Origin of the sequence: Mesorhizobium sp. M6A.T.Ce.TU.002.03.1.1, assembly GCF_003997275.1 — a bacterium.
In the GTDB taxonomy this organism is placed as follows: domain Bacteria; phylum Pseudomonadota; class Alphaproteobacteria; order Rhizobiales; family Rhizobiaceae; genus Mesorhizobium; species Mesorhizobium mediterraneum.
The window spans coordinates 32,131-53,402 of sequence record NZ_RZTI01000004.1 but is presented as its reverse complement, the minus strand read 5'-3'; the positions used below and the strand labels follow the sequence as shown (position 1 = coordinate 53,402).

The 21,272-nt window shown below is 58.8% G+C and carries 15 protein-coding genes and 4 pseudogenes; 6 read left to right on the top strand and 13 right to left on the bottom strand.

Features of this window, described 5'->3' with window-relative positions; all coding sequences use genetic code 11:
• Window positions 1–98 precede the first annotated feature (98 nt).
• Both EOC93_RS02565 and EOC93_RS02560 read left to right on the top strand, forming a co-directional pair.
• Window positions 99–485, top strand: a complete 387-nt coding sequence (locus EOC93_RS02565; protein ID WP_095204923.1) for a hypothetical protein — start codon at window positions 99–101, stop codon at window positions 483–485.
• A complete protein-coding gene (locus EOC93_RS02560) occupies window positions 482–1,006 on the top strand; it encodes an RES domain-containing protein (protein ID WP_127203770.1) in 525 nt (174 codons plus the stop codon). The genes EOC93_RS02565 and EOC93_RS02560 overlap by 4 nt, the downstream gene beginning before the upstream one ends.
• A gap of 38 nt (window positions 1,007–1,044) precedes the next feature.
• Here EOC93_RS02560 and EOC93_RS02555 read toward each other — a convergent pair whose 3' ends face one another.
• The 11 genes and pseudogenes from EOC93_RS02555 to EOC93_RS02495 form a co-directional block, all read right to left on the bottom strand.
• Window positions 1,045–1,767, bottom strand: coding sequence for an SMC-Scp complex subunit ScpB (locus EOC93_RS02555; protein WP_126104932.1), 723 nt, complete (start codon window positions 1,765–1,767; stop codon window positions 1,045–1,047).
• Window positions 1,768–1,769: 2 nt separating this feature from the next.
• Window positions 1,770–2,724 (bottom strand): annotated as a pseudogene (locus EOC93_RS02550) (DUF1403 family protein).
• 203 nt (window positions 2,725–2,927) lie between these two features.
• Window positions 2,928–3,074: pseudogene (locus EOC93_RS02545) on the bottom strand (DUF3363 domain-containing protein); the annotation flags it as partial.
• A 322-nt stretch (window positions 3,075–3,396) separates the two neighbouring features.
• Window positions 3,397–4,074: a thermonuclease family protein gene (locus EOC93_RS02535; RefSeq protein WP_164547111.1), complete on the bottom strand. Its 678-nt coding sequence runs from the start codon at window positions 4,072–4,074 to the stop codon at window positions 3,397–3,399.
• Between the two features lie 523 nt (window positions 4,075–4,597).
• Window positions 4,598–5,470, bottom strand: coding sequence for a hypothetical protein (locus EOC93_RS02525; RefSeq protein WP_245458160.1), 873 nt, complete (start codon window positions 5,468–5,470; stop codon window positions 4,598–4,600).
• Window positions 5,471–5,798: 328 nt separating this feature from the next.
• Window positions 5,799–6,848, bottom strand: a complete 1,050-nt coding sequence (locus tag EOC93_RS02520) for an OmpA family protein (protein WP_126104929.1) — start codon at window positions 6,846–6,848, stop codon at window positions 5,799–5,801.
• Window positions 6,845–8,158: a hypothetical protein gene (locus EOC93_RS02515; protein ID WP_126104928.1), complete on the bottom strand. Its 1,314-nt coding sequence runs from the start codon at window positions 8,156–8,158 to the stop codon at window positions 6,845–6,847. The genes EOC93_RS02520 and EOC93_RS02515 overlap by 4 nt, the downstream gene beginning before the upstream one ends.
• Complete coding sequence (locus EOC93_RS02510; protein ID WP_126104927.1) at window positions 8,158–8,754, bottom strand: hypothetical protein; 597 nt, start codon at window positions 8,752–8,754, stop codon at window positions 8,158–8,160. Before EOC93_RS02510 ends, EOC93_RS02515 begins: the two co-directional genes overlap by 1 nt.
• Window positions 8,755–8,968: 214 nt before the next feature.
• Window positions 8,969–10,408: a hypothetical protein gene (locus EOC93_RS02505; RefSeq protein ID WP_126104926.1), complete on the bottom strand. Its 1,440-nt coding sequence runs from the start codon at window positions 10,406–10,408 to the stop codon at window positions 8,969–8,971.
• 845 nt (window positions 10,409–11,253) lie between these two features.
• Window positions 11,254–12,312, bottom strand: a complete 1,059-nt coding sequence (locus tag EOC93_RS33960; RefSeq protein ID WP_164547110.1) for an AAA family ATPase — start codon at window positions 12,310–12,312, stop codon at window positions 11,254–11,256.
• A gap of 727 nt (window positions 12,313–13,039) precedes the next feature.
• Window positions 13,040–16,186, bottom strand: coding sequence for a class I SAM-dependent DNA methyltransferase (locus EOC93_RS02495; protein WP_206437554.1), 3,147 nt, complete (start codon window positions 16,184–16,186; stop codon window positions 13,040–13,042).
• Between the two features lie 589 nt (window positions 16,187–16,775).
• On the opposite strand from EOC93_RS02495, the gene EOC93_RS02490 reads away from it, so the two are divergent.
• The gene (locus EOC93_RS02490; protein WP_127203769.1) at window positions 16,776–17,150 is read left to right on the top strand and encodes a hypothetical protein; all 375 of its coding nucleotides are present in this window, start codon (window positions 16,776–16,778) and stop codon (window positions 17,148–17,150) included.
• Window positions 17,151–17,237: 87 nt separating this feature from the next.
• A pseudogene (locus EOC93_RS02480) lies at window positions 17,238–17,768 on the top strand (RES family NAD+ phosphorylase).
• Here EOC93_RS02480 and EOC93_RS02475 read toward each other — a convergent pair.
• Window positions 17,709–17,834 (bottom strand): annotated as a pseudogene (locus EOC93_RS02475) (segregation and condensation protein B); the annotation flags it as partial. The pseudogenes EOC93_RS02480 and EOC93_RS02475 overlap by 60 nt on opposite strands.
• Before the next feature lie 1,115 nt (window positions 17,835–18,949).
• Window positions 18,950–19,231, bottom strand: a complete 282-nt coding sequence (locus EOC93_RS02470) for a hypothetical protein (RefSeq protein WP_126104924.1) — start codon at window positions 19,229–19,231, stop codon at window positions 18,950–18,952.
• A 530-nt stretch (window positions 19,232–19,761) separates the two neighbouring features.
• Between EOC93_RS02470 and EOC93_RS02465 the strand changes: the two genes are divergently transcribed.
• Both EOC93_RS02465 and EOC93_RS02455 read left to right on the top strand, forming a co-directional pair.
• A complete protein-coding gene (locus EOC93_RS02465; RefSeq protein WP_095486945.1) occupies window positions 19,762–19,962 on the top strand; it encodes a hypothetical protein in 201 nt (66 codons plus the stop codon).
• Between the two features lie 472 nt (window positions 19,963–20,434).
• Complete coding sequence (locus tag EOC93_RS02455) at window positions 20,435–20,893, top strand: sensor histidine kinase (RefSeq protein ID WP_245458159.1); 459 nt, start codon at window positions 20,435–20,437, stop codon at window positions 20,891–20,893.
• The last annotated feature ends 379 nt before the right edge of the window (window positions 20,894–21,272 follow it).

Sequence of the window (21,272 nt, the reverse complement as noted above, 5' to 3'; positions counted from 1 at the left end):
AGCACAAGCAGTGCGCTGGAATGGCGTCAGGCTCTGTTCACTTGCTATGCCTAGGAATGTGCATATATTATGCGTTTGAGAGAGGTCGGAGATTTGTCATGACCCACGCACAGCTCGCACAATCGAAAGTGGTCTCAGGTTTTGTCGACAGCCTGCAGGAGCCGCGCACGCCTTATATCTCGCCGAAGCGCCTGTCGCAGGCGCTGGGCGTGAAGGTGGCCAACCTGGCGCAGTTGACCGGCGTCCACCGCAACACGCTCCGTAACCCGTCATCGGAGCGACTGCAGGGTCGAATGCGCGAGATGGTAAAAGTGATCTCGGCCGCAACGGAACTCACCGGCGACGTCAAGAAGGCGATCTTTTGGTACCGCAATGAACCGATTGCCGACTATGGCCATCGCACGGCTGCCGAACTCGTCGCGGACGGCCAGGTCGAGGCGGTTCTGGCCTTTATCCGGGATCTCGAGAATGGAGCGCGTGGGTGAGGATCACCCGCGTCGGTCCAGACGAGATCTTCCATCGCTATCTGACACCCAAATGGGCTTTCCTGCCCACCAGTGGTGGGGGCGCGGCGATCGATGGCGGGCGCTTCAATCGGCCCGGCGTCGAAGCGCTTTACCTGTCCCGCGCGCCTCAGACAGCGTTGGAGGAATACAAGCAGGGAGCCAGCATCACCCCGCCCGCCACCCTTGCCGCCTACAAGATCACGCTTTCCGAGATCGCCGATCTTTCTCAGGGGTTCGACCCGAATGTTTGGGATAGTGCCTGGAAGGAATGGGATTGTGCCTGGCGCCAGATCGCTCGCATCGACAGGAAGATACCTTCATCGTGGAAGCTTGCGGACCTGGTCATTACGACCGGGCTTCGCGGTATCCTGTTTCCGTCGCTGCGCCACGCCGGCGGCACCAACCTGGTGATCTTTTCAGCCAACCTTGTCGAAGGCGACAAGGTCGCGGTCTATGATCCCGATCACCGGCTGCCGCACGATCAGTCATCATGGCCCTAAGTTGCTAGCTGTCGTAAGCAACCCGTTTTTCGATCAGTTCAGAGCGCCTCATCCTCAACGACGCCTGTCGTTGGCTCGCCCTCTTCGCCGTCGCCCTCCCCCCGGCCAAGACCGGTCGGTATATCCCCGGCCAGCAGCTTCTCCTTCGACAACAGCCCGGCGTCCTCGAGCGCCTCGAAATCCGGCAGCTGGCGCAGCGTGTCGAGCCCGAACTGCGAGAGAAAATTTTTGGTCGTCACATAGGTGTAGGGCGCGCCGGGCTGCGGCGAGCGCGGCCCCGAGGCGATCAGCTCCTGCGCGCGTAGCACGCCGATCAGGTCGCGCGACACTTCCTTGCCGAAGAAGCTGGAGAGTTCGCCACGGGTGATCGGCTGGAAATAGGCAATGCACATCAAAACCAGCGCTTCGGATTGCGACAATTCTTTCGACCCCTGCCCCGCGGGCGTGCCGAATGCACCGCGGATGACGTCGGCAAAGGCCTTTTTGGTCCGGTGCTGCCAGCCACCGGCGACCGCGACCAGCTCATAGGGGCGCCCGGCGAGCTCGGCGCGGATGTCGTCGATGACCAGCTCGAGATTGCAGCTTTTGCCGACGACGCGCGCCAGCACCTCGCGCGGTACCGGTTCGCTGGCAGCAAAGACCACCGCTTCGACCCGGCCCATCCACTCGCGCCAGCGCAGTTCCGGCGGCAGGTGGTCCAGCTCGGTGTCGAGCAGCGCCGGCTGATCGCTTGCCTTGCGGCGGGCGGAGACTTCGGCCATCGCTAGAGCCCAAACAGCCGAAAAGTGGGGCGGCCCGACAGCTCGCGTACGACGTCGAGTTGTTGCAGCCGTTCGAACAGGCGCCGCGCCGCAAAACGCGACAGGTTTTTGGTCGTCAGCGAGCCGGAGACGGCGTCTTCGTTGAGCAGCAAAAAAACCACGTCGCCAGCGCCCTTGGCCCGCAGTTTCGGCGCAATGGCGAGGAGCTTTTCGGCGCGCCGCGACAGCTCGCCGGCCAGCCGGCAGGCCTCCGCCGCCGCATGCGCCAGCGCGACGCAAACCGCGCGCTCAAAATTTTGCTCCCCGAGCTTTTTCCGTCGGCCGCCGGCCTCCGCGCGGAACGCCGGACCGAAGGCCTGCGCCATCAAGAGCGGCACCGGCCGCGGCCAGCGCAGCTTTTGCGCCAGCGCCAGGTCGGCGAGCCACCAGGCAAAAAGTTCGCAGTCGGGGCGCACGGTGACGACGTGAGCGGCGATCGCCGCGGCGGCGAACGGCGCCGGCCGCTGCAACCCCGCCAGTTTTTCGATCTCCGTGCAGAGGTCGGCGAGAGCCGCGCAGTCCCAATGGAGCCCTAGCTGGTCGAGGATCATTTCGAGCCGATCGGCGCTGGCGGCGGGCGGCTGCAGCGCCAGTTGCCGCCAGGCGCCAAAGACAGCGCCGGCGGGGCCGGGATCGTTGCCGGCCGGGCAAAGCTGCCAGGCATCGCGCAAGGCGGCTTCGTCCTCGGCGCGGCCGGCGAGCCGCATGCTGGCGGCGGCACAGCGCCAGCCGCTGGCGCCAGGCGCCGGCCCAGCTGGCTTGCGCGCGGGCCAGCGTGTCGAGCGAAGCCAAGGCGGCGCCGGCCTGGAAGGCGGCGTCCGCATCGCTTAGCGCGCCGCCGTGGGTGAGCGCCCAGGCCGGGACGGTCGGCAGCGCGATAGGCGGGGAGCCTGCGGTTGCGGGATCGAGACGAATCATGCTTTCGAGGGTAAAGTGGGCGTGCGCTTTGCGCCATGATTTTCACGCTGAAACGCACAGCCTGTCGGAGCGACAAAATGACCGATAATGTTGCATTATCAGTCGTTTAACTCTTCACGTGTTCGTCCCTGCTAAGCCATCCGGCCAACAAGTAAGTCTCGACAGGGCACCTTTTTGCGCAGCCGGACGAAAATTCCGTTCGGTCATGTCACGAAACGCTCGGCCCGCTCCTCTGCCGGCCGATGGTCAACGAAATCCTCTCCCCATACCTCCTTGCCAATGTGCCGATCAAGCACTGGTCGCCACGGGACCAGCGTGAACTCTCGCGACTTCTCAACGACCGCGTGTTTTGCCGCCGGCGAGATCAACCGATCGGCGGCTCCGATCCGATTCTCTGGACCGCCGGAAGGTAGAGTTTCCCGGCTTTCTCACGATGGCGAGTTGGCGGCGTCATCGTGATTGAGCGACGAGATCAGTCGTCCTCGTCACGTCGCCGCCTTCGGCGATAAGAGTACTCTAACGGCTAGATTCTGAATGGGCAGGGGCTCAAGGCCGGGGCGTGAGGAAACATTCCGCGCTTTGCTGCATCAGCAGAGGCCCTCGCAGGGTATCCCGTCGCCATCTCGGTCGAGCTTGCTGCCCCAGGAGCAGTTGTTCAGGTACCAATGCGCTTCATCGCAAGAGGAAATCTGAGAGGCAATAGCGGCGAGGCTGGCACGAATAGCTCTGCGCTAGCTGACCATGCGTTACAAGGCCGAGTTTATGGTTGTGTATTAGCTTCCGGTCATTAGCGTGATCAGCGCGCCAATCCCATGGCGCTTCGAACTCACCGGCCCATAGTCCAACCTTGGCAGCTTTTGCTTGCGCCTGGAGTTGCGCGTACGCGCCGTTGCTGTAGCGGGGCCAATCTAGCGCCTGGCCGTGATCTACCATCCAGGTGGTGACGCTGGCGCCGTCTGCTCGGCGACAATCGGCGACGAAGCGGTGATACCTATCCCATGCCACGAAGGTGCATTGTACCGGCCGAGACGCGGCCAAAAAAGTGTCCAGGGCCTCGGCGGACCGACGTCCACATGGATAATCTACGCCATTGACATCTTTGCAGAGTTGGCGGCTTTCAGGCGCGTCTATTCCGTTGAAGCGGATGCGCTGACCGTGGATCTCGATGGTGTCACCGTCCACAACCGACGCCGTTCCCACGATAGCCGGTGCGTTTACCGCAGTCCAGTGGGCTATGGCTGTGCCAAGTTCGTTGTGGCTGCCTTCCGTGAGAGAAAAAGCGGCGTACGCTGAAGCCGCTAGGGCAGCGATTGCTAAGGATATGATGGCGATCGCTCCGGTTCTGGGCATCCGGCCAAAAGTGTTTTTTCTATCGGATCGTAGACGCGATCGGCGTCGTAGGGATTGCCGACTACTATTCAATTCTAGCTCTCCACAGAGACTACCGTCGTCTTGCCTCTTCTAGCAGGTGTGCACATCGAGCTAAAGCGATGTTGCGAGCTCTAAGTAGCGGCAAAGTGCGTTTGCAAGCTGCATCTGGCGAGGTGTTCGGCACTCGGCCTGGAAAAGCATTGGCGACGAAACTAGGACGCATACGCATTTCGCCCGGGACGTCGCCACATTCAAGCGGTTGAGGCTGTATAGAAACTCCATGCCGCGCGGCGCATCGGCGGGGCTCGAAGCTCGAAGTTGCTGTGGAATAGATGGCGATCGGCGCGGACCGTCGATGTCAAGAAGCGCAAGGATAGTGCGGCCCTCCTATGCGACTTTCGAAGCACTCGCGCGCTCATTCATCATTCATCGCTACAGCTACCCAAAGCAGGAGACTTCCCTCCGCGACGGCGAGACCTTCGCAATTGCCGAGGCGAGAAGATCAGTCGAAGCTATTTCGCTTGAGGAACGATCGGGATGCCCCATGTACTTGGGCCAGCGCTGTTATCGCTTGGCAGAACGGCTGGCTGACATTCGTTTTCGAGAACTCAACGAGTTCATTCAATCCGCTCGCGCTGGATAGCCGTAACGCCTCATATCGGCAGATGGGAATCTGCCGATTGTTTTTGAACCGTCTGTCGGGGCCGCCGCTTTTGTTGGGATGCGCCCAAGTATGCCCCACCACCTGAGCATCGGATGGAACTTGGCCAGTCTCGATGAAATTGCTTGGCGCAAATTGGGTCTGGAGGTCGCCATAAGGGACAGCCCCGTAGCGGTTGCCGTCTTTCACGAGGACGAGATCGGGCATGAAATAGAGCACCTGCCGGCCCACGTGAAGCGAAGGCGGTGTAACATTGCTGCGAACAACGTTCGGTAGGGCGCTTGCAAGTGTCGTGGGCTTTTTGTCGACCAGCATGCTGGCCCCGGCGTTGCGCTTCCAAGTTGTTAGATCTTGGATCTTGCCCCCGGCCGCGACGTGCCACCGTCCCGCGCAACGATTAAGCGTTTCGAACGCGGCAACCAACCTCCCATAGGCGGCCTCGGCATCTTGCTCAAGATCGTAATAAAGCACGCTCACGCGGCGATAGCCGTCAAACCATTGCCCTATCAGCATGCCCGGTAGAAATGCAGCTACCCCCACCACAGGCCCGACACCGCCGATCGCCTTCCCGATAAGGAAGCCCACGATACCAAATAAAACTGCCAGTATCACGGAGAGCCGCGTCTGCGCTTGCCTGGCGTTGATTTCATCCAGGACATTGGCAAACGTTTCATCGCGCATGTCCATCACGTCGCCGGACTCGATCTCCCTCATCAGGACGCCATTAGCGACATACTCTGACCCGGACGGTTGCGGCTGTGCTTGAAGTGCCTTTGGCGCCTGCGATCGGGCAACGTTTCTCGCGCCGGCTTTTCCGAGGGTACCGCGGTAGTACAAACCGCCGATCCCAGCGTGGATATAGTGGCCTCGTGGGCCCGTCCCGATCCGAAGGCCTTTTACGCCAACCGAGACGCCAAGCCCGCCCGACGAAAAATTGAAGCGGAACGGTCCCGCGCTGATCGATTTTAGAACGTAAAACCCCATCCTTTGAGTCCCCCAACTCAATGCTGTGAGCGCTAGCTCACCAGCATTCTTTTCCCACTCATGACTTCAATCCCTGAGCCGGCGCGAGGTCCGTTTCGCGGGAGCGCTGCCTTACCCTAATTTCAATTCGCCTTCTTGCCTTCACGTCGCCGGCCTGCGCCCCGTCGGTCAGACGATCGCCAGGCAATATCAGCTGTCCACCGGACATAGGCAGGATAGTGAAACCTTGCAATTCGGGCATATCACGAAGGATGCTAGTAACCGAGATTGCTCGTGCCAACCCAAGGCCCGCATTGTCGGCTGGATGAAGCGCACCAACCGCCACCTTGCCTGCCAACACCGGTTGGAGACCTTTGTCCATATTCGATGACTGGCCGGACATTGCTTGCTCGTCCGTGTGTCCAATCACCTCGATGACGTCGACGCCGTAAGACGTTGCAATGCCCGCAATCGTCTTCGAGAGATCCCGCAGCCTCGTCTTGAAGCGATCGGAAAGCTCCGCGCTTCCAGTATCGAAATTGTAGCCATCAAGCTCGCTGAGATTAATGATTGGCGGCCAATCGTGGGGTTTGGCGGTAACTGCAGACGCGTTTGCCTTCTTCAGGGCATCCGAGAGGTCCTTAGGTGTCTTGCCAGCGCCGACATAGCCATACTCCTTCAGCACTTTCATGTGCTCGATCATCACCTTGGCTTGGGCGACGTCGAAATCGTTCTCGGAAAGGACTTTGGTGACGGGGGCTCTTTTGATCACTTCTTCAGCCGTAAGTCCTGCCATTTTGATTCTATCGATAGCGTCTTTGGCCAGCACTAGTTCACGCCATTGCTGGTCAGGCACGTTGCCTCCCGTCGGCGATTTTGCCATTTCATTCAGCTGGGCGAGCAGCCGCTTGTTCTCCTCATCGAGCTTGCGAGCTTTCTCCTGGACGGATTGGACAAGCTTCTGCGCCTCCGCAGTCTCTCTCTCTTTCTTGGCGATCATCGCACCGGCCGCCAACAAAAGGCAGAACACCAAAAGGAGCATTGTCTCGGCCATTGTCAGACCAAGGATCAGGCCACGGCCATAGCCCTTGCGCTCGAAAGCAACTGATGTTGCGCCGACCTCGCTCATCTGCCCCACCAACTGCTTCTTCTCGGCGGCTCAGGCTTTTCCGCCTGCGATGTTCCGCCCAAGGTTTGGAAGGATTCGGTTTGCGTGTCGGCGATCTTGATTGTGGCCTCCTCGCCGACGCCGGCAACAGCAGCTGTCCCAGAGCGTGCCGGATCGATTGCTATTGGTCCGTTGACGGAGTGGTTCGCGCGCGAGACTTGAAGGCTCTTTTCCGCGAGCATCGCAATGAGTTCGCTCGTGTCCCTACTTTGTTTTTGCACTACTGCGCCAAGTGCCTCGGTCAATCGTTGCCCTGCCTGAACAGTCTCTGCAGTCTTTTCGGCCGCAGCTGCCACCCGCTCCACGCCAGTCGTCACCTTGGCCACTGCATCGGCAAGACCGATCATACGCGCTTGCTGTTCCTGTGAGGCGGTCTCGGTTTTCACGACATATTGCGCCACTGCGCTGCCCAGAAGCTTCACCATGGGCGCTAGGTCGTTCTTCAGTACCTCGTCTGGAATGACAACTTTCTCCAGCTTCGCGGCCACGGTGTCTGCTTGCGCGCCAAGTTTGCTCACTGACGAGGACATCGAGCTATTGGCCTTATCGAGCAAATCGGCGGCCGCCTCTACGCGCTGCGCTATAGAAGAGAACTGACTTTCGACCTGACCGAAATTGTCTCTAAGCGCGTCGCTCAATTTGCCTGACGCTTCCTGGACGGGCTTGATCGATTCCATCGCGATCTTGTCCAGTGCGGATCTGATGTGCTCGCCATTCCGCTCCGCCTGGACGGCAATCTCCGCAAACCCTTCTTCGAGCATTTGATGGCTAACGCGGCGAAACTCGGCAAACTCCCGCGTCACGCTTTCCATCTCGGCTCTCACCCGCCGCGTCATATCAGCGAGCTCGTGCCTCGCCGTCCGCTCAATATCGGCAGGGTCGCGGCGCATCTGATTGTAGAAAATTCTGAGCGCAATACCGGTGATCGTTGAGGTAACGGCGATACCGAAGTTCCTGACGATGGTTTCAGTTGAGCCTTCCGAGCCAAACTGAAACAACGATACCCCGAGGCTCGTCAGCGTGAATAGGAAGCCCATGTAGTAGAGATTGTCTCCGGTCTGCTCGTCGTGAAGCCGCAGCTTCCCCGTGAAAGCCGACACGCCGAGATAGAAGAACATGAGGCAGACAGGCACCCCCGCCGCAACAATAGGGTTCACGCCCGACAGCTTGGCGACAGCGATGAACACGCAACCGCCTAGGGTCAGCGCCGCAAAGACAACGAGCGGAAAGCCTGGATGGCCCAAGAGGGCATTGTCGCGCTTCCTGGCCATCAGTTTAATCCCTCTAAGCCAACTAGCTTCTCGAATTCTCCATGATGGCTCTGGACCCATTGCGTCCAGAACTCGGCATGCTCGAGCGACTTGAATGGCTTCTTTGCCCGGTCAATATAGAGAATTGTGACGCCCACCCCGTCGAGCGACGTTCCGTAGGTCCGATCGGCAGCGCTAGAGAGATATTTCTGGTAATCGAGCCCCGATCGGTACTGTGAATAGAGCCTCGTATGCTCGATCATGTCCGAGGCGACCACCAAGCGCTTCGCACTTTCCTTTTTCGCCAGGCCGCTATCGAAGAGCGACAATTTGATTTTCTGGATGCCGGCGATTATTGGAGATTGACTTGCGGAGTCTCCATTCGGAATTGCGTCAGGAAGCTTGCTCAAAGGTTCGCCAAAGGCGTTCTCCCACTTCTTTTGACGACGCGCCGGGTTGTTCGTCCAACTATCCACAGTCGACCCATCGCCAGGATTGCACCCGTCGAACATCACGGTCAGGTCGCCGGGTTCAGAGTTCAGAGTATAAATTCTCACATAACCGCCTGGCTTGACGCGACCGATGGTCTTGCGGAACTCGTTCTTCAGATCCGCCATCGTAGTTGCCGAAATAGGATCAGTGGCGTCGATGAGAACCGCCGTTAGACTGGTTGGCCCGCCCAAGGGGCAATTCGTGCTAGGGTCGATCTGACCGTTGCCAGATCTTGACCACATCCAACCAAAACCGGCCAACATCGAAACCGATAGCACCCCTAGGGCGACAGCCGCGGCGATCGTGCCCGCACGGCCCTTCTTACGTCTGCGAGCCCGCCTAGCCATTCACGCCGTCCGGATGAAGCTTGTCGAGGTCGCGGTACTGCTCAATCCCCCGCTCGCATTCCTGACCGATCAGGCGAACCTGCGCGTTGAGCTCTTCTTGTGCACCGCGGATCGATGCGCCAACGTCCCCCTCGCTCCACAGGTCATCCCCCGAGATATGTGGCTTAATCCGATCGAGTTTGTACGATGCCCCGAAATGCTTGGGCGCAGGCTCGGTCCTAGCCTGGATATTCGCTTCTCTGTACCTTGATAGAAGCTGGTTACAGGCTCGCTCCAACTGGTCCTGATGCTGAGCAAAAAGGGCCAACAGCCTGGTCCGGTGATCGACGATCGCGCGATGCTCTCTTCGACGACTGCCGAGATCCTTGACGATGTCCTCAACCTTTTCGTTGTGGTCATCGCGAACGTCTTGAAGCTCTTCAATCAGCTCCTTCTTGCGATCGATATAGTCCTCGCGCCTGCCGACCAATCGATTCTCGACGCCCGCGTACCCTGGATAAGGATCGAACACGAACCAACCGTCGATAAATGCGAAAATCGAAAACATGAGGCCAATCGCAAAGAGCAGCCATGACTTCACGTCTGTCAGCCCGGCCGGATTGGCGCGTAAATTGCGGACAACTTCTGCACCTGCGCCGTCTGCGAGCGAGCCTGTCACCTCGCGATAGTGAGCCAGCGCCAGGTTTATGGTCACAGCCAGGGCGACATAAAAAACGATCGAACCAATCCCCACCAGCTTTGCAAAGATCGACCGGTGGGTGACCAGGCGAGCGCAAAAAACCGCAAGCAGCAACGCGGCGCCTATGTTGATGAACGAGAATGCCGCGGCCTCCAAGATGCCACCAAAGAGCCCCTGTTCGTTTCCTTTGGCAAGGAAACTGCCGTTCATTGCTGTCTCGATGAGAAATAGGAACAGCAGCAGCGAGAGCCTAAAAAGATGAGCCGCGCCGTGCTGAACCCGCGCAGCACGAGCCAAACCGTGCTTTTCCTTAAACCAAGCGTGCTCTTTCTCAGCGTCGTTAAGAGCCCTTCTCAGTCCATGGAGTTCATCCAAACCGACGGCAACCGAAGCCTTGAAGTCCGACACGCTGGCTGCATTAGCCTGGCGGATTAGACCGAACTGTTCTTCGAAATCTAGGCCGGCAAGGCGCCCGCCGAGAAGCTGCAAGCTGTCCTCCAGCGTGTGATAGGAAGCCTTCTTCTCGTCCTCAACCCGTTCAATGATAGCATGTTCGACATCGTCGAGATTCTTGGCGTTCTTTGGCGGCTGGTTCGCCTCGCCACGTTCCTTCCCGCGACCAGCGAGATCCATGTCGCGATCAATCTTGGCGACGTCCAAGCTATTGAACAACTGGGTACTCGCACGGAAATCATGGTTAGACTCGCGCAGCGACTCGCGCAGCCTATTTAGCTTTTCGAACTTAGAACCCACGCCCTAGCACCCAACCCTTATAACCCCGGCCTAGTGCTTCTATGCAGAGTAGAGCCAAAGGGCAACTGACATTCACAACTGTCCACTTGGTAGTGCCGGCAACGCTAAACTGGGTTCCAAATGATGGTGGTAGACTAGATGATCAGTCTCCCCGGCGAGCGACCGCGCAATTCGAGGCAAGATGTGGAGCGCAAGTGATGGCCAGCACCGAGGGATCGGTTCGCACCTAAAAGAACCAAGAACAAATGCACCGCCCGTTCAGTGTGGAACTGGTTTCACACTGAGCCACCCCTCCCGCGCCGGTTGCAAACACGCTGGACCCAATAGCGCCGGTGGTCGGCGACACAACGGATGACCGGTTTGGGGCCGAAAGAGACTGTCTGCCATTGTGACGAGTTTAGGGAACAGCCGCCATCCGATGACCCACTCTTTCATCGCGCCCGCAGTGGCCGCCGGCACTGATCGCAACATCGTGCTAGGTAGGAGCGCTTGAAGGTGTCGGAGGGAATCCTATCGGCCCTAAACCTCGTCAACGAACGCGGCGTTGATGGCCTTGAAGAGTTTCTCCGCGCTGGCCGCGGTTCCGGTGGGAAGGTCGGACGCCGTAGTCCACCTGTCGAAGCGGTTCCAATTCGCCGAGGACACGTCGCTTATCAAGTTCAGACATTCCGTACCGGACCTGGAGCACATGCTCAACGCGCTTAGTAATCATACCCGACCCGTCCACCGGCAGATCCTCGGGCTTAATTGCCAGCCCATACGCGGTGTTTACGCAATCGAGTAGAACTTGTCCGGGAATAGGTCCTCAACAGCAAAATCGGTCTTCTTCGAACCCGTTGCCTTACCTAGCATGAAAGTCCGGAAGCGCTTGGCCTTTTCAGCCGCGAGCTTAGAGACATACAACTCGTCGATCTTTGCCTTGGCTGCTTGTCCGGCTGTGTCACTGTCGAGAAGTACACCGGCGTCCCAACCCTGGCCAATTGCAAAGCCCGCATACATCGGCGTCTTCGAAGCACCATGCGCCGGCCACATGTAGATGCGGTCCGACAGCCGCTCTTTGCCAGCTGCCCCGAGAGGCCCGATAGCTTGTGCAGGATGATCGCATCGTCACCGCCTTCCACAATGAGCACCTGCCGGTTCCCGAGCAGCCCGCTCTGATCCCCGGTGAGGCCGAGGCTCCGCTCGATGACTGCCATCGGCTCCCGGTGTGCGCTAACGATGCCCTGTGTGATCCCGAGGTGGCAGTCCCTCGTCTCTACAATCCGCACCCGCTCCGGATGGGCAAGCTCGACCATTGAGGCGAGGTGCGTGGTGTAAAGGATGGTATTGTGCTCGGCGAGCCGCTCGAAAACCTTCAGGAGGTCGCGCTGTCCTGAGAAGTGCAGATGCACCCCCGGTTCCTCCAGCAGCAGCACGCAGTCCTTGAATTCGCCTTGGGTGGCGTGGGTGAACTTCCAAGCGAAGGAGACGTACCAGCGGAAGCCCGTTGAACGGCGGTGGAGGCGCACAGGCATTCCGATAGCTGTGTCTTCGGCAAAAATGTTGAGGGTAGGCCCGTCGATCTCGATGTCGAAATTCACCTCCTTCTGCTGCCATAAGTTGGCAAACTGGCGAGTCAAGTATTTGGAGGCAGATCGTTTGCCGAAGGAGCGAACGGTGCGTCCCTGGGCGGACTGCCCCTTCTGAATGAAGTCATTAAGGTCAATGTTCGCGAGGTCGAGGATGACGAGGATGGTCTGGTCCTCGTTGCTGAGCTTGTGCCGGTTTTTATCGCCGCCGACACCGTCCAGTCGCTGCTTGAGCTGGTCAAGCTCCATCTGCGCGCCGGACATCTCATAGTCGTGGATATAGACGAATTTGGGAACGTTCACTTTGGCCCAAGCGACGGCCTTATTCTCGTCCAAGGTTCCTTCGGCGAAGTCGTGCACCTTGAAGCTGGTCTGAGAGCCATAGTTGCGCCAGAGAACGACCCGGACAACGGTGGCACCTGGGGGGCCTCCTCCCCCTGCTCCACCTTAGGCGTGACGAGTGCCGCCGAGGCAAGCTCTTCTATCTCCTCGCGTGACAGAACAAATTGGGCCTTGCAGACGAGCTTGCCATTCGCCTCCTTGCGACCTTCCCATCGGTCTACCGGCCAGTCTTCGTCAAGACTGTACTCGGCGCCCGGGATAATAGGATTCAGCGTGTAAAGCGCCTCAAAGAGATTGCTCTTGCCAGCCTCGTTTTGGCCCACGAACGCCGTGATCCGATTGGCATTGATCCAGCCGGAGTCAATGATGTTACGGTAATTCTTGACCTGAAAGCCCCAAAATTCATCCCCTCCCCCACATGTTCTGTCTATGACAGGATGGCTCGCCAGAAGATCAGGATCAAGTCACAGACGCAATTGAATCGACGAAGAAGTTGCGGCTGGCCTGCCGTCGGTGAGGATTGAAATCACAACTTCGGCGTAGGAGGGCATTCTCCTAGTGTATGTGTGATGTAGGTCAGCTTCCGGGAAACTGCAGGCCGCTCGCCAATGTTCGTGATGCGGCGCATAGCAGTCCTTGATGAAGTGTAACGGGAATGACCGGAATGGGTCGGTCATCAATCCTGGAGCAAGGGCGTCTCGCACAACTTGGCTGACCTGGATCAGATTCTTCGGCGTTTGGTGTTCCCCGGACGCTCTGCTGACGTCGGCTGGTTTTCGCGATCCTCGGTGGTCAGTTGCTGCGGACCGACAACTGACTTGCGGCCACCTGCAATGGGCAACTTCATCTGCGGCGCACGTCGAACCTCTTCCGGCGTTGGACGACGACGTGGCTTTCCTGTCTTCAAACCGGATTTGGCGCGCGCGTTGAATGCCTCACGCGCCAGATTGAGTTCTAGGAGATTCGCCAGGGCTTCATCTTCAGGGATATCGGCAGGCCACCCGTAGGCTGCGGCAACGGCGGCATCCAGGTCCGAGTGGGCATCGACTAGCCACTGCGGACGCCGGTTGTAGAGGCTGGTCAGGGTACGCTCACGCAGGATCGTTTCCGATGCGATGTCCTTCGGAAGGATTCGATCCGGATAGCCGAGCACCACCTCGGGCTCAATCTGGACCAGGTCGCTCGGGTTGAGCCATGCGTTTCGTATGTCATCAAGTCTCTTGGCCGCGCTTGATATAGCGATGGCGCGTGAATGCTTTTCATATCGAACTGCAGGGATGTCCGGAGTGAGGCCCTCGGGGAACGGGAAGGTCTCGAACACTCCCGCACTATTGTAGGTCGGATCATTGCCGACGCCGTGCCACGAGCAAGTTCGCAAGCTCCACGCCTCGTGAAATCGGGAGTGAAGAATTCCGAAAAAGACATCGTCTGACCGAGAAAACGCGAAGATACGGGAATCGGGCAGTATCGATTGATCAAGCCATACGAATGTCCGATGCTTTGCGACGCGAGGTGTGGCCACGTAGCGCGAATGGCCCTGCAAGGAAGCGTGGAAAGCCGGTCTCGGCTCCACGTGTCGCCACCAACGCTCGCGGTATGCATCGCGCCTGTTCTGTGAGCGCTCCGGAAACACATGCTCTCTGATGTATTGGAACGGCGCCTCGTAAAGTGCAGCCTCCTGCTCGGACATCTCCCAGTCGAAATCCACGATCCACATATCTCGGCCGCGGCGAGTGATATCCATTCCATTGCGCCATGGATGGAGCACATCTGAGTTTGGCCTGCCGTTGGGATTCATCGGCATGGAGAGCCAACTCCGCGCCAAGCTACCCGGGACATCGAAGGCGCCGCCTTTCGTATCGCCCATGAATGCTACGTTCCGGTTTGCAGAGAGCCGGCGCGCCTTGGTCAAGTCGGTCACGCCCGCGGTAAGATCTGCGTTTATCTGTGCAACCGACCTCCCATCGAGGCACAACGGGTCCTCGCCGTGGCCGAAGCAGATTAGGGATACCCGCACGGCCGCGCCATCGACGACCCACGGCTCGTCACTCCAGGCTTCGAATAGCCGGTTTTCGGCAATGATCCGATCCATCACCTTTCGATTCGCTCCAGCGCGTATGGAATTCGTCGTGACCAGCCCCACCCGGCGCGTTCGATCTGCTGCCACGGCTGCGCGGGATTTCTCAACCCAATAACAGACGAGATCAGCCTCGCGAGGGACCCTCCCGTCGTAAACGTCGAAAAGGCGTTCAACCGTCGAATTGCCTAAGGCTTGTCGCATCAAGCGCACGCCAAGAAAGGGTGGATTCCCAACGATGAATTCTGCTTCCGGCCATTCAGCTTCGGCATCTCCCGTGGGTGGCCCTAGGGCAGCCAGAAGGTCTCCTTGTGCGTCAAGCGCTGTATCAAGGTCTTCGGCCTGCCTTACCAAGGCGTCTCGCTTTTCGATTGCGTCCAGCTTGCGCAGGATTGGAATCGATTTCGAGCGAATCCCGTTCTTGATCTGCCACTGAATATCGCCGATCCAGATGGTCGTACGTGCAAGCTCGGCGGCCATCGTGTTGATTTCGATGCCGCGCAGGATTTCCGGCCCTGTGAGCGGAAGCTGCGCGGGCAAGCCGAGCATCTCGCAGTCGAGGTTGGCGCGGTGTTCGATGTCCTTCACCCCTTGGAGAGCGAGGTAAAGGAAGTTCCCGGAACCGCATGCCGGATCCAAGATGCGGAGCTTTCGCAGCCGTTCCGTGAAACGGGATCGCACTTCAGCGGCCGCTTCCTCCCGCGTCATCCGGCGGGATTGCTGTTTGCGCATTGGTGGCTTGCGACTGCCATTCAGGAACTCGACGATCTCCTGCCTTGCTTGTTCCCATTCCTGTCGTAGAGGTCTCAAAATGACAGGGTCGACAAGGCGCATGATCTTTTCTGGATCAGTGTAATGCGCGCCGATCTGGGCGCGTTTTTCCGGGTCGAGAAATCGCTCGAACAGAGTTCCAAAGATCGTCGGATCGATGAGCCCCCAATCGAGGCTGTCTGCGGCGATAAGCAAATCGATGTCGCCGTCATCTAGCTGCAGCGCTCGGCGACCGTCGAACAGACCACCGTTGAACCATGCGATATCGGCCAGATCGAACTCGCCGCCGCGCTCCATCGCTTCAAACAGCTTGTTGAGGTAGCCTATCGCCCGGTCTGGAACGCGGGCGCATCGCCTTAGGAGCTTGGTGAACAGCCCGTCTGGCAGGAGGTTCACGCTCTGAGCGAAGAAGCAGAACACGAGCTGATTTACGAAATGAGCGATCTCATCCGGGGTGCCGTGTCCCTGAAGCCGGAGGGCGATTGTGGAAAACTTGTCTGCGGCCTCCTTCGTGACCGCGGCGCGCGTTCTGGTCGGCCTCAGCTTCTCCGGATTGAAGAAGACGTTGCGCAGTATCTCGCGTGCTGCAGGCTCCGCGAGGTCATCCAGAGTGATCTCGTAGATAGATGGGACGGTGTTGGTCCAAGCGGTATGGATGCGAAGCCGTTCGATGTCGCACACGATGTGGAGCGGTGGACTTGAGAGCGCCGGTGCATACCGCATCAACTGCAGAAGGGCCTGGTCGAGGTTGCCCTTCTTACGTTTGTACTCCCAGGCGAAATACCCCTTCTTCCACACGTCGGCGAAGCCTTTTCCGCCTCCGAGCTTGTTCGCACCTTTCTCGAACGCGAAGAATTCCCCGCTCGGGTCCTCACGCACCGGAGATGGATGGCCGATCAGCGAGCAGATGTCGAGAAAGTGTTCTTGGGCGGTTTGTCGCTCGCTAAGATCCGACTTCCGCCATTTCTTGATAAACGCAGTCGGCGTTATGGGCACGAGCCCTGCGGCACCCAGACTCATCACGCGTCCCCTCCGACACAGGCATTGCCCGATAGAAGAGTTTGCCAATGAAAATCTGATTATTGGTTAATTTTAAATAATCTATGCATAAGCATATGATTGTCAATGACTTATTCATAGTGCGCATCAGAAATAGGCGCTCCGAAGCATTACGGCAGCCGTTACGCGGATGGAAGCGCACTTACTGGAGCGCTTTCCATTCGACGCCGAATAAGTCGCATGGATGACGCAATTGCGCATCGAATCCTTCACTGTGGTCGCTCACGAGAATCGGTAGAGGCTCCATGGCGTAGGAGCGGTCTCCGATTGTGGGCCGCCGAGGTACGCGACAAGCCTGCTAGAGCAGGCTGCTAGGCCGGCTATTTGCTAGGCAACTCGAATGTCGGGAAGTGGCCCGAGTATCACATTCCGTAACGGATCCTGTAGCGTCCGCTTTTATGGAGCCAGCGGGTTTCGTGACCGACATTGTGCGCATTGCTGCAGCGAGCTAACAACCGCTACGTGGATGAGGAAGGACAGCGTGAGGCTGTTCACTTGCTACGCGTTGAGGTGTGCATATATTATGCATATGAGAGGTGGGAGATTTCTCATGACCCACGCACAGCTCGCACACTCCAAGGTGGTCTCAGGCTTTGTCGATAGCCTGCAGGAGCCGCGCACGCCCTATATCTCGCCGAAGCGCCTGTCGCAGGCGCTAGGCGTGAAGGTTGCCAATTTGGCGCAGTTGACCGGCGTCCACCGCAACACGCTCCGTAACCCGTCATCGGAGCGGCTGCAGGGTCGGATGCGCGAGATGGTGAAGGTGATCTCGGCCGCGACGGAGCTCACTGGCGACGTCGACAAGGCGATCTACTGGTATCGCAACGAACCGACCGCTGACTATAGCCATCGTACGGCGGCCGAACTCGTGGCCGACGGTCAGGTCGAAGCAGTCCGGGATCTCGAGAATGGAGCGCGTGGGTGAGGGTCACCCGGGGCGGTCCAGACGAGATCTTCCATCGCTATCTGACACCCAAATGGGCTTTCCTGCCCACCAGGCGAAGGAGCTGCGATCGACGGCGGGCGCTTCAATCGACCCGGCGTCGAAGCGCTCTATCTGTCCCGTTCGACGCAGACAGCGCTGGAGGAATACAAGCAGGGCGCTAGCATCCCCCGCCCGCCGCCCTTGCGGCCTACAAGATCACGCTTCTGAGGTCGCCGACTTTCGCAGGGATTCGACCCGGACATCTGGGACAGCACCTGGCAGGAATGGGATTGTGCCTGGCGCCAGATCGATCGCATCGACAAGAAAGACCCGCCATCGTGGAAGCTCGCGGACGTGGTTATTACGGCCGGGCTTCGCGGCATCCTTTTCCCGTCGCTGCGTCACGCCGGCGGCACCAATCTGGTGATCTTTCCTGCCAATCTTGTAGACCGCGATAAAGCCGTGGGTTCACGATTCCGATCACCGGCTACCGCACGACCAGTTGTCCTGGTCCTGAGTCATCGACTGTCTTTGTGGTCGCAACGCGATAACGCCCGCTCACGACACCTGGTCCTCAACGACATCGTCCTCGTCTTCCCTGTTAGCCGAGCCGGCTAGAATACCGCCGGCCAGCAGCTTCTCCTTCGACAGCAGCCCTGGGTCCTCGAGCGCCTCGAAATCCGGATGGACGGCCATTTGGCGGGAGCGGCCTGTGCTATATCGCGGTGCAGCACAGCGGGAACCAGAATTCCAGCCCGAAGGAGGCCGACCGTGTCCGTGATATTGTGAGCGGGATCCTCGCTTCGGGGGCACATTGACTTGACCGGCAGGAATGTCCGCCGCTCCGCTAACCCGGGGGGCTGCGCGGCGGCGGACGATCTCCTGGACGGCGACGCCTTGCTTCGACAGACCGAGCACCGCCGTATTGGCAGTCCGCAGTCGGCACCGATGAAGACGTTCAGATTGCCCTGCGGACCTGCGGAAGGTCGGTAGATGGCGTAACCACACGATGAGAAGGCTCGCCGGAAAGTCGGCATTAGGTTGCGATTGAGACAGTCTGAACGGCCGACTTGGAGCGCGCAAATCGGCCATCGCCGCGCGTGTCAGCATTGCATCACCTTCTGAACCCAAGCCCTCACGTACACCCCCAAGTGATCGACAAGGCTTCGGCTCCATCAGGTCGGGGTGGATTGGGCGGGCGAGCTCAGAGGCGAGAGCTTAAACCGTCGTTCTAGCGCGTAACAAACTGTGTAACAAACAGCGCGAAAAGTCCAATGTTTTCATAGTCATAGGCGTGAACTCGAAAGACGCATTCTGGGCCTAGTTTATCGGCCAGAACCAGAGCACCTAGAGGGCCGAACATCTAGGGGCTCCTAACGCCTATTGCTCCACCATGATTCTCCGACGCCTACCAGCCGTTGGCTTCCTTCGCGAGATCGGGCGAAGACATCAGCGACCACCCGAGTTTCTGTTGCGGCGGGAAGCACACGTCAAAACCCGAGTGGTCGTCTCATCCGGGCTCGCGTTCCGTGGCGGACACCAGCCCTCACGCCCAAACTGACTCGGTTGGATGGGGAACCGCTGTCGCCGGGCCATTGAGCATTTCTGCACGACAACAAGCAACACGGCCGGCTTTGGCGTCGCCGTTAGCTCCGGCGAATCCGAACTCTATACCAGCGTCGATGTTTCGAGGACGCTGTGAATCGTTCAGGCGGGGCTCGAAAGAGCGCACGAAGACGCGGGATAATGATCCTGGCCGACGAGGCTACGTTCATCTGGCCCACGATGGCAAATCTATCCTAGTGGAAGTCAATCTTTTGTGGCGGTTGCGCGGTGTGGCTTTTCAGACTGATCAGCGCAGGCGTGTCGATTTTCGACGCTATGCGCCGGGCGAGTTCCCGCAATTCGAAAAAGCCGTCAATACTCATCAGGCTCAACGGTGTGCCCGACGAAGTGTCCCACCGCATAGGTTCTTTGTCTTGCCTGTACGAAGATCCGTTCATCTCGCAAATGGCGTCATAAATCGCCTGTGCGATCGACATTTCGGCACGGATACGCTCTGCGTCTTTTTGGCTATTCACGAGAATTTTCCCCCAAACCCGCGATTCCCCTTAGCCGGTTTCATTGGGCACCGCTAGATCACGCGGATGTGACACGTCGGATAAAATCGATTGTATGGCGGAGGGAGCCACGCCAGACTCGCGGCGTTGAATGGGCACTATTGCCACCACGCGCCGTGATTGATTTCTGATTGATTATTTTTCAAAGGAATCTGTGGGGCAAGAATGGAACAAACACCCAAGGTCCTCTTATCCGCAGACGGCAAGCGACGCGTAGTCTTCTATGAAAACGATAATGGTCTTTTTCAATGGAGAGAACAGGGGATCATTCCTCCAGACCCAGACCTCGGTCACCCGGACCCCGAATGGGGACCCACCAACCATATCCCATCTGGATATTTTGCGCGGCTGGACGTGGCCGAGGGAGAAGCACGCAAGATCGTCGGTTGGCTCCGTGATTCCAAATAGCGTCGTCCGTCCGCCGTTCTATATCCGCGCAAACTCCGCAGGCCTTGACGATCGCCAGCCCAGCGCCAGTATGCTGGCCATGGATGAGAAATTACATCTATGGGGAAAGAACCGGCCTGCAGCTCGTGCGCATCGCGATCGAGCTCACCTGTCCGGCCGGGGTGCTGCCGAGCGAAGAGGCGGTAAACGTGCTCTATGGCCCGTTACCCGTGAACGAGGGCGAGGCGCTGGCCAAGGCGATCATCGAAACGGTCGAGCGACTGACCCGCGACCACGACATTTAGGCGAGTATGCCACTTTGCGGGTCTCCAAGGCTTCAAGCACTTCGAACACGCGGCCGACCGGCGCGGCGATTTTCCTAGCAGGCAAGTGCTTCACGCGGCCAATTAGCCCCAGCTTGACAGGTCGTGACCTAGGAGAATCCGCTAACTAACTTCTTTGTCCAGCTTGCAATCGCGAGCCCGCACGCGATGCCGACACAATCGGCAAACCAGTCGAATATGTCCATGTCGCGACTTATTATTTGCGTGCCCTGCAGGATCTCGATCCCGGCGCCGGTAAGGGCGAGAAAAATTATCAGTCTTGCCCTGCGCTCTGGCCAACCGAGCCGATGGCCGTCAACACGACGAACGCTGCGGCGTGAAGCGACCCGCGACCCAGTGGGTGCAGCCGGGGGAGGTCAAGCTGCGCGTCAAGCACCTCCGTGGCGAGCACAATATATACGCAAGAATCGTGTCGCTTGTCGACACGCACTCAATGCTTACAGACGACTATTGGCAGACGGCCTCTTTACAGAAGTTGCTTGAGGCGGAACTGAGCCACTACGAGATCCATGGCGAGCCGCGAATTTCACTGCATGGTCCGAATGTGGCCCTCGTCGCCGATATTGCGATACCTGTCGGCATGGCGTTTCATGAACTTGCCTCCAACTCAGCAAAAATCGGCGCCCTGTCGCGCCCGCAAGGCCGCCTTGAAGTGCAATGGTGGATACCGGATTCCGCAGGTGAGCAGGTCCTGCATCTTCATTGGCAGGAGCGGGACGGCCCCATTGTGCAGCCGCCGAGTCGACGAGGCTTTGGAACGACATTGCTGGAAAGAGTGGTTACAGTGCAATGCAATGCGAAGGTCAACTGCATTACAATCCCGGCGGCCTGCGTTTCACTATGGCGTTGCCATTGCGCGAAACGAGGCTCGTGCCAGCGTACTCCTGAGTGACCTGCCGAACGCGACGAACTAGCCTGCAGCCTGTGGCAGCAGCCGAAGCCACCAATTAAAGAGCTCGCTGCGCGACTTTCTTCAGCGATTCTACGGTGCCAGGATGCACGTTGCGTGCTGGGGTCGCCATTCGGGCCGCTGAGGCCGCCCGGCCCCTGGCAGCACCAGGTCGGAGCCCGCATGAACGATTGGGACAAAAACCCGCTGCTAAGCCGACCTTTTGAGCTCCGCCACCTGAACGCCCAGCCGGAAGACCTGACCGTCTGCAAACGAGCGCGCGTAGCTCTCAGCTGTGAAAGGGACCGTGGTAGTGGTACCATTGACCGTCACGCGAACCGACCACCCTTTGCCCTTCATTATTTCAACGGCATGTTGCACA